Source organism: Streptomyces sp. RB17 (assembly GCF_009604455.1).
In the GTDB taxonomy this organism is placed as follows: Bacteria; Actinomycetota; Actinomycetes; order Streptomycetales; family Streptomycetaceae; genus Streptomyces.
In genome coordinates, this window is sequence record NZ_WEGL01000007.1 from 566335 (window position 1) to 578575 (window position 12241).

Here is a 12241-nt window from a genome sequence, read left to right on the forward strand (position 1 = left end):
CACATGCTCACTTGAAGAAGGCGATGCCGTCGTCGGGCATGTCGTCGGGCAGGGCCTTGGCCCAGCGCTCGACGTCCTCCGGGGTGACGACCTTCTTCAGGTGGGCCGACATGTAGGGGCGCAGCTCGACCTCGGGGGTCTGCTTCTCGCCGACCCACATGAGGTCGCTCTTCACATACCCGTACAGCCGCTTGCCACCGCTGTACGGCTGCGAGGCCGCCGTGCGGGCGACCGCGTCCGTGACCAGGTCGATCTGCGGCTTCTTCTCCGCCATCTCGCCGTACCAGATCTCGATGACGCCGTCGTCACGGGTCATCGTCACCTCGACCTTGCGGTCGGCGTCGATCCGCCAGAAGCCGGACTCCGACTCCAGCGGGCGGACCTTGTTGCCGTCCTGGTCCAGCACCCAGGTGTGCGAGCGGTACTCCAGGAAGTCCCGGCCGTCATGGGTGAAGCTGACCTCCTGCCCGAAGTTGCACTTCTGAGAGCCGGGGAAGTCGTGCACGCCCGCGCCGGCCCAGTTGCCGAGCAGAAAAGCGAGCGGGACCAGGTCCTTGTGCAGGTCGGACGGGATCTCGATCATGAGGGAAGCTTCCTAGAGGTGGTTCAGCGCTGGCCCTGGTACAGCTTCTTCACGGTCAGACCGGCGAAGGCGAGCACGCCGACGCAGACCAGGACCAGCAGGGTTTCGAAGAAGATCTCCACGGGTGCTCCTTGAGCGAGGGTGCGGGCATACGGCAGAGCCGGGGCCCAGCTTACGCGGCCGGGCACCGGCTCTCTTTCCGAGGTGGTCCGAAGCGACGATCCCCGTACCCGGCTCAGTCGAGCAGCTGCTGCTGCAGGACCACCGTCTGCTGGAACGGGATCTCCTTCGCACCGCCCGCACGGGACTGCACCACGAGGGCGATGACGTCACCGGAGGTGATGTACGCCTGCCGCACCTGCTCGGCGCCGTACGGCTTCTGTTCCGCGAACTCCTCCACCAGGTTGTTCCCGTCGGTGGCGGCCGTCGGGTACGACGCGTCCAACGTGTTGGAGGCCGCCCCGCGCAGGGCGAGCAGGGGGTCGTCGTAGCCGGTGAACTCGTCCCGCTGGACCTCGCCGGCGACCAGGGCGGTCTCGAACTGGAGCAGGTAGATCCGGGTCCGGGTGCCGTCCGGCATGGTCCAGCCGCGCGCGGCGATGTGCCGCAGGCCGTGGTCGGTGAGCTCGCCCCGGAGGGTGTCCCGAACGTCCTTGCCCGCGTACTCCGCGAGGTACACCTTCGGCTTCGTCCATCCGTGGTCGCCGGCGAGCGCCGGATCGGCCTTGGCACCCTTCGGCGCGGGCAGCACCAGGGTGCGCAGGTCGGCGTAGTGGACGTTGGCCGCGTTGCGGCCGGCGAACGGGGCCGGGCGGCCGGCCGGCAGCGGCGGCCGGACGATCCGCGGGTAGTCCCAGCGGCCGTCCGGGCGCGTGGCCAGGCCGGGGAGGCCGGTGCGCGCCATCCGGGTGATGCCGTACGCCGTCGACGTGCCGGCCACCGCGAAGACCACGAGCGCCGCGGTCCAGCGCAGGACGGCCCGCAGGACCCGGCGGTCCCTGGGCGGCCCGGGCACGGGCGTCGCCTCCGGCCCGGGCACGGGCGTCGCGGGCGCGACGGGAATCTGCTGCTCGCTCATACGGCCTTCCCCGGGTCCTTGTCCTTGATGCGGTCGAGCTGTCTGCCGACGAACTCGGCGATGGCGTGGGTGTCGAGCGGGCGGGGCCCGGCCGCGTTGGCGGTGACGAGCACGTCACCCACGGAGGCGGAGCAGACCATGCGGTCGATCTTCTCGTCGTCCACCTTGGGCATCCGGAAACAGGCCGCGTTGTTGTGCCCGTGGATCTCCGGCCCCTTCGGGAAGATCCGGAGGGCCTTGAGGAACTCGTTCCGGTTGCTCGAGAGGTCGCGTACGGAGGCGCGGTCGGCCATCCGGACCAGTTCGAAGGTGAGCGTGAAGGGCTTGTCGACACCGCCGTACGTGTCGAAGGGGGCGTAGCTGCGCATCGCCAGGCCCTGGATGTGCTCCTTGTCGATCGCCCTGTCCAGTGCCCGCCGGGTCTCCGGCGGCAGGTCGCTGACCTCCTGCTTGCGCAAGGCGGTGGCCTGGCGCCCGCCGAGCGCGGCCTCGGGGCCGAACTCGTCGATGTCCGGCCCCTGCGCGTAGCCCTCGGACCCCTCGTCGTACGGCATCAGCATGTCGCGCAGCCCCGAGGCGTCCTTGCCCTGCCGGTCGTCCTGGGCGCCCTGGTTCTCCGTGGCGGCCTTGGGGAACTTCCAGACGGGCTTGCCGGGATCCCGGTCGGCACCGGCGACCGTCACGGCGGTGAACCCGGCCCCGCCGACGACCGCGAGGGCCAGCAGCGCGACCGCGAGGATCCGGCCCACGGGCCGCCGCGTGCGGGCCGGTGCGGCGGGCGCCTCGCTCTCAACGTTCTCCGGGATCGGGAGAGCGGGGTCTTCCTCGAGCGACTCGTTCACGGCATCGTTCACAGCTGGGCCACCTGCCGCTTCGCCAGTTCCATGATCTTGTCCTCGGGGACCGGCCTGGTGTCGCTGACCCAGATGTCCATGTAGAGGTCACCCCGTGAGGCCACCGCCTCGGCCTGGTACTCCGGCAGATAGCCGCTCTTCCGCTCGGGCGTGTGGTGCACGTACACCATGCCGTCGCCGGTCCCGGGTATGGGCGAGCTGCTGGTGTTCGGCTCCCGCTCGGCCCAGTACGCCTGGTCCTCCACGTGCTTGGCGGCGGCCGGCTTCGTCACCTGGTGGTACTGGACGAGCCGTATCTCGACGTCGTACGTGCCGCCGATCCGCCAGCTGGTCTGGGCCGCGCGCCGGAACTCGCTCTCCAGCTCGTACTGGAAGTCCTCGGCAGGTTTCCGGTAGGTGCTCGCGTAGTCGGCCAGGTCCAGCCAGCCGTCGGCGCTCTGGAAACTGGTGCCCCTCGCGCCCCTGGGCCGCGTCAGCAGCAGCTTGCGCAGGTCGCCGTCGGTCTTCACCCGGCGGTCGTACGCCGCCGGCACAGGTTCGACAGCGCCCTTGGCCTGGCGGACGACGGGCTGCGACAAAGGGGGCAGTTTCGTGGGCGCGCGGCCGGCCTGGACGACGTAACCGGTGCAGACACCCGCGACGACACCGAGGGCGGCGGCCCCGGCGACCAGCGTGGCGGTCCGGCCACGGCGCGGTCTTTCAGGTGATTCCAAGAGGTCTCCCTACACGACGGGAAGCGCGGGTTCCGTCACCCGCGCGCCACAGGAGACTCATGGCGTGCACATGGAGTTGTAGTGCAGTTCGATCACGATTCAGCACGTGACCTCGCCGGCCGGCGCCCCGCGGCACACGCCGTCCGCCAGGGCTTACGCTTCCGGCATGGCGAAGAAGCTCGTGATCAAGGTGACGGCGGGGGCCGATGCCCCGGAGCGCTGCTCGCAGGCGTTCACCGTGGCGGCGGTGGCCGTGGCCAGCGGGGTCGAGGTGTCGCTGTGGCTGACCGGGGAGTCGTCCTGGTTCGCGCTGCCGGGACGGGCCGCCGAGTTCGAGCTGCCGCACGCGGCCCCGCTGCCGGACCTGATCGAGTCGGTCCTGGCCGGCGGACACATCACGCTGTGCACCCAGTGCGCCGCCCGGCGCGAGATCACCGAGAAGGACGTCATCGAGGGCGTACGGATCGCGGGCGCACAGGTGTTCGTACAGGAGGCCCTGACGGACGACACCCAGGCGCTCGTCTACTGACCGCTCACCGCCTGGGCGGTTTCTTGCCGTCCAGCTCGTCCCACCACTCGTCGGACTGCGGGTCGCCGGACGGGTCGTCCCACCAGCGGTCCTCGGGGCCCCGCCGGTTGGCGATCATCGCGGCGACCGGCGGGATCAGCATGGCCACGACGCACATGCCGACGGCCGCCGGCACCGACCAGATGCGCACGACCCCCCAGGCCAGGACGAAGAGCCCGATGCAGGTCCCCATCATGGCGAAGTAGATGTGCCGCCGCCGCGCGTACATAAGACAAGGGTAGGCCGGGTCATACCTGTCACAAGTGATCCACAATCCCCGCCCGGGCCGCGCCCGGAGGGTTACCGTGACGTAGCCGAAGACCGCTCTCGTCCCGGGGGAACCCCACATGCGCGCCCTGCGAATAATCCTGATCCTCGTCGTGATCCTGGGCGGGCTGTTCGTGATCGCGGACCGGGTGGCCGTGCACTTCGCCGAGGGGGAGGCCGCCGACAAGCTGAAGTCGACGGAGAACCTGGCCTCGACGCCGGATGTGAGCATCAAGGGGTTCCCGTTCCTCACCCAGGTCGCGGGCGGGTCGCTCGACGACGTCGCGGTCGGGATCAAGGACTACGAGGCCGCGACCGGGACCGCCGGGAAGACGATCCGGATCGACGATCTGCAGGCCGACATGAAGGGCGTCTCCTTCTCCGGTGACTACAGCTCCGCCACCGCGGCCAGCGCCACCGGCACCGCGACGATCTCCTACGCCGAGCTGCTGAAGACCGCCAAGTCCGAGCCGACCGAGGTGGCCCCGGGGCTCGAGGCCAAGGTCGTGGGGCTCTCCGACGGCGGCAACGGCAAGATCAAGGTCGCGGTGCATGTGACGGGCAAGGTCCTCACCGTCCCGGTCGACCGGACGCTGTCCGTGCTCAGCTCGGTGACCATCGTGAACGACAAGGTCGAGGTGCACGCCGACTCGCTGCCCAAGCTGGCCGCCATCTCCCTCGCCGAGAACCGTGTCCGCAACATCACCGACTTCCAGCAGGCCATCGACCACCTCCCCGGCGGCATCGAGCTGGACAAGGTGCAGGCCGCGAAGGACGGCGTGGACATCACGGTGAAGGGTTCCGACGTCAGGCTGGCGGGGTAACCGGCGGGGCAGGGAGACTGCCGACGGACGGGGATCGTCCGACTGGCGAGACGGGGTCGTCCGTACATCAGATGCGGGGACCTGTGCGAGCGCCCGGGAGGCCGTACGGCGGCCACCGGGCGCTTCCCTCATCCCGATATGCGGACGATCGTGTCTCGTCATATGACACGCCGGTGACACGCCCACCCGGACGTCCCTACGATCGCTCCCATGAAGCGACAGGCGGATCTCACGAAGCGGCGGGCAGTGGACCTGTGCCGCGTTGCCGCCATGCTCTGTCGCCCCTTCTGAGCGAAAGTCCCCGACTTCCGCATTTCACCCCCGCCCTGCTGGAAGGGCACCCGTGCGCCGCCCGGGCCCTACGAGCGCGCACCCCCGTACCCGCACGCCCCGCCGCAACTGCCCCGGAGGAGAAAGAGCATGAGCCGCACAGACGTCCTGGTCGACGCCGACTGGCTGCAGGAGCACCTGGACGACCCGGCCATCGCCATCGTCGAGGTGGACGAGGACACGTCCGCCTACGAGAAGAACCACATCAAGAACGCGATCCGCATCGACTGGACCAAGGATCTGCAGGACCCGGTCCGCCGCGACTTCATCGACCAGGAGGGCTTCGAGAAGCTCCTGTCGAAGAAGGGCATCGCCAACGACACGCTGGTGATCCTCTACGGCGGCAACAACAACTGGTTCGCGTCGTACGCCTACTGGTACTTCAAGCTCTACGGCCACGAGAACGTCAAGCTCCTCGACGGCGGCCGCAAGAAGTGGGAGCTGGACGCCCGCGAGCTGGTCGACGGCACCGAGGTGCCCGAGCGCGCCGCGACCGACTACAAGGCCAAGCCGCAGGACACCTCGATCCGCGCCTTCCGTGACGACGTCGTCGCCGCGATCGGCTCGCAGAACCTGGTCGACGTGCGCTCGCCCGACGAGTTCTCCGGCAAGCTGCTCGCCCCGGCGCACCTGCCGCAGGAGCAGTCGCAGCGTCCGGGTCACGTCCCGAGCGCGCGCAACATCCCGTGGTCGAAGAACGCCAACGACGACGGCACGTTCAAGTCGGACGAGGAGCTCAAGGAGCTCTACGCCGAGGAGAGCGTGGACCTCGCCAAGGACACGATCGCCTACTGCCGCATCGGTGAGCGCTCGGCCCTGACCTGGTTCGTGCTGCACGAGCTGCTCGGTGTGGAGAACGTCAAGAACTACGACGGCTCCTGGACCGAGTACGGCTCCCTCGTCGGCGTGCCGATCGAGCTCGGCGCGAACAAGTAAGCCCACAGGTATCCCACTCCCGACCGGCCTTCCGGTCAGACCCCTCTGGAGAAACAGCATGTGCGGAGCGAAGGCCGGCGGCCCGGACGCCTCGACGATCAAGCCCGGTGAGACCACGATCCAGGGTCAGGTGACCCGCGACGGCGAGCCGGTGACGGGCTATGTCCGTCTGCTGGACTCGACCGGCGAGTTCACGGCCGAGGTTCCCACCTCGGCGACCGGTCAGTTCCGCTTCTACGCGGCCGAGGGCACGTGGACGGTCCGGGCGCTCGTCCCGGGCGGGACGGCGGACCGTACGGTCGTCGTGGCGGAGAAGGGCGCGCTGGCCGAGGTCGCGATCGCGGTCTGAACGGGCCTGCGCGAAACAGCAGCACAGTGACGGTCGAAGGGCCGCACCCCTGGGGTTGGACGCCAGTGGGGGTGCGGCCCTTCGGCATGCCGCTAGCGCGCATCACGTCCGTGCGCCAGTAACGACACGCTTGCCGCTGGGGTAGGCACTTGTCATAAGATCATCCAAAAGGTCTAGCGCTGTGTCAATTTGCCTATTTCTGCGGCGACTTGACGACCCCTCGACGAGCGAGGAGCGACGGACATAGGCCGTAATTCCCCCGATTGGTGCACAAAAACCCAGTCTCCCGGCAATCTCGACATGACAGCCATGGTGGTCGGTCCGTACGTTCATGACGACCGGCCAACGAGTCGGCGTCTCAGAGACTGGAGTTGCACCATGAAGTTCTCGCGTTCCACTGTTGTCACCGCCGCTGGCCTCGGTGCAGCGGCCCTGGCAGCGACCGGCGTGACCTACGCCTCGGCTGCCTCGGCGCCGGAGGCTCCGGCCGCCGCTCCGGCCGCCGCGGCCCCGGCCGCCGCCCCTCTCGGCGGCGCCGGTGGCAGCAACAACGGCAACGGCAACAACAACAACGACAACAACAACAACAACGGCAAGGGCAACGAGGGCAAGGGCAACGAGGGCCGTCGCGGCGGTGGCGGCGGCGGCCGGCACTTCGAGGGCCGGATCGAGATCAACGAGCGGTCCTACTCTGCCCACCCGGGTGACTGCATCACCGTGATCAGCGGCCTGGGCGCCAGGACGCTGAACATCCGCAACGACAGCCACCGTGTCGTCGAGGTGTTCCGCGGTGCCGTCTGCGACAACGGCGCTCCCGTCGCCACGGTCGGCCCCCACAGCCAGAGCGACGGCGTGCGCGTCCGGCGCACGGAAGGCATCCACGTCAAGGACGGCGTGGTCGGCAGCTTCCGTGTGGTCGGTGGGCACGGCTGGGGCGGCGGCTGGGGCGGCGGCTGGGGCGGCGGCGACGGCGGCTGGGGCGGCGGCGACGGCGGCTGGGGCGGCGACGGCGGCGACGGCGGCTGGGGCGGCGGCGACGGCGGCGGCGACGGTGGTGGCCGCTAACCCACAGCCCGCTCGTAACCCGAAGCCCGTTGTATGACATGGAGCCCCGGCCCGCCGGAATCGGGCCGGGGCTCCGGCTTGTCGTCCCACGTACCGCCCGGGGCGGACGGGACGTGATGGAGGGGGAACGGCTCTAACCGAGCGCCCTTCCCAGCACCCACACCACCGGCGCGGCAGCCGACAGCGGCAACGCCACGCCGGCCGTGAAGTGCACGAACCGGGACGGGTAGTCGTAGGCGGCCACGCGGTGGCCGACCAGCGCGCACACCCCGGCGGCCGCGCCCAGCAGAGCGCCCTTCGCGCCCAGCCCGGTCATCCCGCCCACGGCGATCCCCGCGCCGGCCGCCGCCAGCAGCGAGACCACGACCGACGCCGGTGTCGGCAGCGGCAGGGCCCGGGCCAGGACCGCCACCGCCACCGCCGCGCCGCCCACGGACACCGCGTGCGCGTCGGCGCCCAGGTACCCGGTGGCGAGCACCGACAGCGCCGCCGAGACGACCGTCGCCATCAGGCCGTACATCCGCTCGTCCGGCGAGGCGTGCGAGCGCAGCTGCAGGACCAGTGCCAGCAGGACCCAGATGCCGAGCGGGCCGAGGATGGCCGCGGGGGCGTGGTCGCGGCCGGCGACGAGCACCGCCGCGTCGGCCGTCAGCCCGCCCAGGAACGCCAGCGCGATGCCCTGCCGGGCCGGCCACATGCCGTTCAGCCGGAACCAGCCCGCCGCCGTCACGCCCTGGAGCACCACGAGCGGCACGAGGAGCGCGTACGAGGCGACCGGTGCCGTCGCGGCCAGCAGCAGGCCGAGCACCGCGGTCAGCAGCGCGGGCTGCATACCGGGCTCGATGACCGGCGACCGGCCTTCGAGACGCGCCCGCTGGGCATCCGTGATCCGGGAGTTCCCGGCGAGCGTGGCGGGGCCGTAGCCCGGCTCGGACTCCGGTCCGGCTTGCGGCACGGGGGCAGGTGCGGGCGCGGGTGCGTGCGCCGGGGCGGGCTGCGGCTCGGGGTGAGGAGCGGCCGCGTACTGCTGGTACTGCTGCTGGTACTCCTGGTACTCCTGGTACCCCTCGTACGTCTCCGCCGGCATCTGCACCGAGGCGTGCGCCTGCGTGTCCCAGGTCTGGCCCTGCCACTGCTGGGTGTGCTGGGGGTCGTAGCCCGGCTGCTGCTGTCCGTACGGGTGGTCGTGGCCGGGCCAGGACTGCTGAGCGGCCTGCGGCTGGTGTTGCTGCTGGTACGGGTCGTAGCCCTCGTAGGGGCCGCCCTGATACGGCTGGTCGCTCATCGCCTCACCCTCCTGCGAACGGCGGGAGCACCTCGACCGTGCCACCCTCGGCCAGCCGTACCGTCTCATGCGCGCGGGTCCCGACGGGGTCACCGTCGACGAGGAAGGAGCATCGCTGCAGCACGCGTGTGAGTTCACCGGGATGTCGCGCGCGCACGGCGGCCAGCGCGTCGGCGAGCGTGTCCGCGTCGTACGGCTCCTCGGCGACACCGGCCGCGGCCTTGGCGGCGGCCCAGTAGCGCACCGTGACCTTGGGCATCTGTTTCCTCAATCGACGGCAGGAAAGGAATAAGAGTCCTGCCAGGCTAGCCCGCCCCGGCGGCCGCCCATTCCCCGATCCGGGCGAGCAGGGCGTCGTCCGCCGCGTGCTCCGCGTGGCCCATGCCCGTCTCCACCCAGAGTTCCGCGTGGTCACCGGCCGCCTCGGCGAGCATCCGGGGATGGTCGAGGGGGAAGTAGCCGTCGCGGTCGCCGTGCACGATCAGCAGCGGGGTGGGGGCGATCCTGGGGACCGCCTCCGTCGGGGAGAGCGGGACCGGGTCCCACTCGCGGTGGTGGATGCGGGTGCGCAGGCCGTAGCGGCCCACCAGGCGGCCCTCGGGGCGGGTGACCAGCCAGTGCAGGCGGCGCATGGGGGCCGTGCCCCGGTAGTACCAGCGGGCCGGGGCGCTGACCGAGACCACCGCGTCGGCCGTGCCGGGCTCAAGGGCGGCGTGCCGCAGGACCACCGAGCCGCCCATGGAGAAGCCGACGGTCACCACGCGCGCGTGCCCGAGGCCGCGCGCCCACGCGACGGCGGCGGCGAGGTCCAGGACCTCCTTGTCACCGACCGTGGAGCGGCCCCCGGAGCGCCCGTGGCCGCGGAAGGAGAAGGTGACGACCGCGCCGTAACCGCGCAAGGCGCCCGCCACCCGTCGTACGTGCGGACGGTCCACGTCCCCGGTGAACCCGTGGGCGACGACGAACACCAGGTCACGCGAGGCCGAACGGCCGGTGTCGGGAGCGGATCCGGAGCTTTCGTATACAACGGCGGCCGGATCGTATACGGAATCGATCGGAATTCCGTCGGCGGTGCGCAGAAACGTCCGGATAGGGCCCTGTCTGACTGTCTCGCGATTCGGACGAACGGTGGAATGCGCCACTTGACCTGCCGAACGGTTCCTCATGTGGGCTATTCTGCTGGGCAGAGGACTCGGGCAGCGCAGCCCCCGGGTCCTTTTGTGCTTTCGGAAGCGTTGTATACGAAGCGGGAAACCTCAGGTGACCGCCGGTGTACGGGCCTTCGGGAACGCAGAGCAGTACCCGTCCGCACAGTCCTCGCGGGGACCGAGGAGGAACCAGACGTATGAGTTCTCTGCTGCTCCTGACCAATGCCCTCCAGCCGTCGACGGAAGTGCTCCCCGCCCTCGGTCTACTCCTGCACAACGTGCGAGTGGCCCCGGCGGAGGGTCCCGCCCTGGTCGACACCCCGGGCGCCGACGTCATCCTCGTCGACGGCCGCCGCGACCTGCCCCAGGTGCGCAGCCTGTGCCAGCTGCTGCGCTCCACCGGCCCCGGCTGTCCGCTGATCCTCGTCGTCACCGAGGGCGGTCTCGCCGCCGTCACCGCCGACTGGGGCATCGACGACGTGCTCCTCGACACCGCGGGTCCTGCGGAGGTGGAGGCGCGGCTGCGGCTGGCCATGGGCCGGCAGCAGATCGTCAACGACGACTCCCCCATGGAGATCCGCAACGGCGATCTGTCGGTGGACGAGGCCACCTACTCCGCCAAGCTCAAGGGCCGGGTCCTCGACCTGACCTTCAAGGAGTTCGAGCTGCTGAAGTACCTCGCCCAGCACCCGGGCCGGGTCTTCACCCGCGCCCAGCTGCTGCAGGAGGTGTGGGGCTACGACTACTTCGGCGGCACCCGGACGGTCGACGTGCACGTACGACGGCTGCGCGCCAAGCTCGGCCCGGAGCACGAGTCGCTGATCGGCACCGTCCGGAACGTCGGTTATCGATTCGTTACGCCCGAGAAGGCCGACAAGACCGACCGGGCCGGTGAGGAGGCCAGGGCCAGGGCGGAGCGGGCAAAGACGGAGGACACGGACACATCCGCCGTCCAGGACGGCTCCGAGATCCACGCCGACGCCTAGCCCGGCATGAAAGCCGTTCGGGCCGGGCATTGCTTCCGCACATCCAAGCACTGATACGCCCTGCCCAGAACGGGTCAATCCGCGTAGACTCCGCGCGTGGCCAAGGTGACTCGGGATGACGTGGCACGGCTGGCTGGAACCTCCACCGCCGTCGTCAGTTATGTCATCAACAACGGACCCCGGCCGGTCGCCCCGGCCACGCGCGAGCGTGTCCTCGCTGCGATCAAGGAACTGGGGTACCGCCCCGACCGGGTCGCCCAGGCGATGGCGTCCCGGCGCACGGACCTCATAGGCCTGATCATCCCGGACGCCCGCCAGCCCTTCTTCGGCGAGATGGCGCACGCGGTCGAGCAGGCCGCCTCCGAGCGCGGAAAGATGGTCCTGGTCGGCAACACCGATTACATCGGCGAACGCGAGGTCCACTATCTGCGCGCCTTCCTCGGCATGCGCGTCTCGGGCCTGATCCTCGTCTCGCACGCGCTGAACGACCTCGCCGCCGCCGAGATCGACGCCTGGGACGCCCGGGTGGTGCTGCTGCACGAGCGCCCCGAGGCCATCGACGACGTGGCCGTGGTCACGGACGACCTCGGCGGCGCCCAGCTCGCCGTACGCCACCTGCTGGAGCACGGCTACGAGTACGTCGCCTGTATGGGAGGTACGGCCGAGACCCCGGCCGTCGGCGACCCGGTCTCCGACCACGTCGAGGGCTGGAAGCGGGCGATGGCCGAGGCGGGCCTGTCCACCGAGGGCCGGCTGTTCGAGGCGCCGTACAACCGCTACGACGCCTACAAGGTCGCCCTGGACGTCCTCTCCGGCCCCGACCGGCCGCCGGCGTTCTTCTGTTCCACCGACGACCAGGCGATCGGCCTGCTGCGGGCCGCGCGCGAGCTGCGCATCGACGTGCCCGGCAAGCTGGCGGTGGCCGGGTTCGACGACATCAAGGAGGCGGCGCTGGCCGACCCGCCGCTGACCACGGTCGCCTCGGACCGCTCGGCGATGGCCCGGGCGGCGGTCGACCTGGTGCTGGACGACGGGCTGCGGGTGGCGGGGTCGCGGCGGGAGCGGCTGCGGACGTTCCCGTCCCGGCTGGTGGTGCGCACGTCCTGCGGCTGCGGGAGCTGACCGGGCCTTCTGAAGGCCGGATGAGAGTCCGGCTCAGGCAGCCGAGGGGCGCTTTTATATCGGGCAAACACGGTTCTGCCGGGCTTCTCAGCGAGCACTCAGGAAGCTCTCATGGTCACAGGGGAGGCTTCTG

Annotated in this window: 16 protein-coding genes; 8 read left to right on the forward strand and 8 right to left on the reverse strand. The window is 70.5% G+C overall.

Annotated elements, in window-relative coordinates; genetic code table 11:
- Positions 1 to 7: 7 nt before the first annotated feature.
- From SRB17_RS31140 to SRB17_RS31160, 4 genes are all read right to left on the reverse strand, one after another.
- A complete protein-coding gene (locus SRB17_RS31140; RefSeq protein WP_153543438.1) occupies positions 8 to 583 on the reverse strand; it encodes an FABP family protein in 576 nt (191 codons plus the stop codon).
- 235 nt (positions 584 to 818) lie between these two features.
- Positions 819 to 1661 carry a hypothetical protein gene (locus SRB17_RS31150; protein WP_153543439.1) on the reverse strand — a complete coding sequence of 281 codons (843 nt, stop codon included), beginning with the start codon at positions 1659 to 1661 and terminating at the stop codon, positions 819 to 821.
- Positions 1658 to 2515 (reverse strand): hypothetical protein, encoded by an 858-nt coding sequence (locus tag SRB17_RS31155; RefSeq protein WP_194294189.1) that lies wholly within the window; start codon positions 2513 to 2515, stop codon positions 1658 to 1660. Before SRB17_RS31155 ends, SRB17_RS31150 begins: the two co-directional genes overlap by 4 nt.
- Entirely contained in the window at positions 2512 to 3228 is a 717-nt protein-coding gene (locus SRB17_RS31160) for a hypothetical protein (protein WP_228396359.1), read from the reverse strand. Before SRB17_RS31160 ends, SRB17_RS31155 begins: the two co-directional genes overlap by 4 nt.
- A gap of 166 nt (positions 3229 to 3394) precedes the next feature.
- Between SRB17_RS31160 and SRB17_RS31165 the strand changes: the two genes are divergently transcribed.
- Complete coding sequence (locus SRB17_RS31165; protein WP_153543440.1) at positions 3395 to 3757, forward strand: DsrE family protein; 363 nt, start codon at positions 3395 to 3397, stop codon at positions 3755 to 3757.
- A 4-nt stretch (positions 3758 to 3761) separates the two neighbouring features.
- Here SRB17_RS31165 and SRB17_RS31170 read toward each other — a convergent pair whose 3' ends face one another.
- Positions 3762 to 4025 (reverse strand): DUF3099 domain-containing protein, encoded by a 264-nt coding sequence (locus SRB17_RS31170; RefSeq protein WP_153543441.1) that lies wholly within the window; start codon positions 4023 to 4025, stop codon positions 3762 to 3764.
- Between the two features lie 118 nt (positions 4026 to 4143).
- On the opposite strand from SRB17_RS31170, the gene SRB17_RS31175 reads away from it, so the two are divergent.
- The 5 genes from SRB17_RS31175 (at position 4144) to SRB17_RS31190 (ending at position 7567) form a co-directional block, all read left to right on the forward strand.
- A complete protein-coding gene (locus tag SRB17_RS31175; protein WP_153543442.1) occupies positions 4144 to 4887 on the forward strand; it encodes a DUF2993 domain-containing protein in 744 nt (247 codons plus the stop codon).
- Positions 4888 to 5097: 210 nt separating this feature from the next.
- Positions 5098 to 5178: an Ms5788A family Cys-rich leader peptide gene (locus SRB17_RS48600; protein WP_350751515.1), complete on the forward strand. Its 81-nt coding sequence runs from the start codon at positions 5098 to 5100 to the stop codon at positions 5176 to 5178.
- Positions 5179 to 5307: 129 nt separating this feature from the next.
- A complete protein-coding gene (locus tag SRB17_RS31180; protein WP_153543443.1) occupies positions 5308 to 6153 on the forward strand; it encodes a sulfurtransferase in 846 nt (281 codons plus the stop codon).
- A 58-nt stretch (positions 6154 to 6211) separates the two neighbouring features.
- Positions 6212 to 6502 carry a DUF1416 domain-containing protein gene (locus SRB17_RS31185; protein ID WP_043502058.1) on the forward strand — a complete coding sequence of 97 codons (291 nt, stop codon included), beginning with the start codon at positions 6212 to 6214 and terminating at the stop codon, positions 6500 to 6502.
- Positions 6503 to 6880: 378 nt separating this feature from the next.
- The gene (locus SRB17_RS31190) at positions 6881 to 7567 is read left to right on the forward strand and encodes a hypothetical protein (RefSeq protein WP_228396360.1); all 687 of its coding nucleotides are present in this window, start codon (positions 6881 to 6883) and stop codon (positions 7565 to 7567) included.
- Between the two features lie 133 nt (positions 7568 to 7700).
- On the opposite strand, the gene SRB17_RS31195 is transcribed toward SRB17_RS31190, so the two are convergent.
- The 3 genes from SRB17_RS31195 to SRB17_RS31205 are packed head-to-tail and all read right to left on the reverse strand — an operon-like array spanning position 7701 to position 10018.
- Positions 7701 to 8852, reverse strand: coding sequence for a hypothetical protein (locus SRB17_RS31195; protein WP_153543444.1), 1152 nt, complete (start codon positions 8850 to 8852; stop codon positions 7701 to 7703).
- A gap of 4 nt (positions 8853 to 8856) precedes the next feature.
- A complete protein-coding gene (locus tag SRB17_RS31200; protein ID WP_153543445.1) occupies positions 8857 to 9111 on the reverse strand; it encodes a MoaD/ThiS family protein in 255 nt (84 codons plus the stop codon).
- 46 nt (positions 9112 to 9157) lie between these two features.
- Positions 9158 to 10018 carry an alpha/beta hydrolase gene (locus SRB17_RS31205; protein WP_153543446.1) on the reverse strand — a complete coding sequence of 287 codons (861 nt, stop codon included), beginning with the start codon at positions 10016 to 10018 and terminating at the stop codon, positions 9158 to 9160.
- Between the two features lie 179 nt (positions 10019 to 10197).
- Between SRB17_RS31205 and SRB17_RS31210 the strand changes: the two genes are divergently transcribed.
- Complete coding sequence (locus SRB17_RS31210; protein WP_153543447.1) at positions 10198 to 10986, forward strand: response regulator transcription factor; 789 nt, start codon at positions 10198 to 10200, stop codon at positions 10984 to 10986.
- A gap of 96 nt (positions 10987 to 11082) precedes the next feature.
- Entirely contained in the window at positions 11083 to 12108 is a 1026-nt protein-coding gene (locus SRB17_RS31215) for a LacI family DNA-binding transcriptional regulator (RefSeq protein WP_323376490.1), read from the forward strand.
- Positions 12109 to 12241 lie beyond the last annotated feature (133 nt).

What these genes read in the sequence shown, in the direction of transcription:
- SRB17_RS31140 (WP_153543438.1), bottom strand. Translation starts at nt 583, where the DNA reads ATGATCGAGATCCCGTCCGACCTGCACAAGGACCTGGTCCCGCTCGCT.
- SRB17_RS31150 (WP_153543439.1), bottom strand. Translation starts at nt 1,661, where the DNA reads ATGAGCGAGCAGCAGATTCCCGTCGCGCCCGCGACGCCCGTGCCCGGG.
- SRB17_RS31165 (WP_153543440.1), top strand. Translation starts at nt 3,395, where the DNA reads ATGGCGAAGAAGCTCGTGATCAAGGTGACGGCGGGGGCCGATGCCCCG.
- SRB17_RS31170 (WP_153543441.1), bottom strand. Translation starts at nt 4,025, where the DNA reads ATGTACGCGCGGCGGCGGCACATCTACTTCGCCATGATGGGGACCTGC.
- SRB17_RS31175 (WP_153543442.1), top strand. Translation starts at nt 4,144, where the DNA reads ATGCGCGCCCTGCGAATAATCCTGATCCTCGTCGTGATCCTGGGCGGG.
- SRB17_RS48600 (WP_350751515.1), top strand. Translation starts at nt 5,098, where the DNA reads ATGAAGCGACAGGCGGATCTCACGAAGCGGCGGGCAGTGGACCTGTGC.
- SRB17_RS31180 (WP_153543443.1), top strand. Translation starts at nt 5,308, where the DNA reads ATGAGCCGCACAGACGTCCTGGTCGACGCCGACTGGCTGCAGGAGCAC.
- SRB17_RS31185 (WP_043502058.1), top strand. Translation starts at nt 6,212, where the DNA reads ATGTGCGGAGCGAAGGCCGGCGGCCCGGACGCCTCGACGATCAAGCCC.
- SRB17_RS31190 (WP_228396360.1), top strand. Translation starts at nt 6,881, where the DNA reads ATGAAGTTCTCGCGTTCCACTGTTGTCACCGCCGCTGGCCTCGGTGCA.
- SRB17_RS31195 (WP_153543444.1), bottom strand. Translation starts at nt 8,852, where the DNA reads ATGAGCGACCAGCCGTATCAGGGCGGCCCCTACGAGGGCTACGACCCG.
- SRB17_RS31200 (WP_153543445.1), bottom strand. Translation starts at nt 9,111, where the DNA reads ATGCCCAAGGTCACGGTGCGCTACTGGGCCGCCGCCAAGGCCGCGGCC.
- SRB17_RS31205 (WP_153543446.1), bottom strand. Translation starts at nt 10,018, where the DNA reads ATGAGGAACCGTTCGGCAGGTCAAGTGGCGCATTCCACCGTTCGTCCG.
- SRB17_RS31210 (WP_153543447.1), top strand. Translation starts at nt 10,198, where the DNA reads ATGAGTTCTCTGCTGCTCCTGACCAATGCCCTCCAGCCGTCGACGGAA.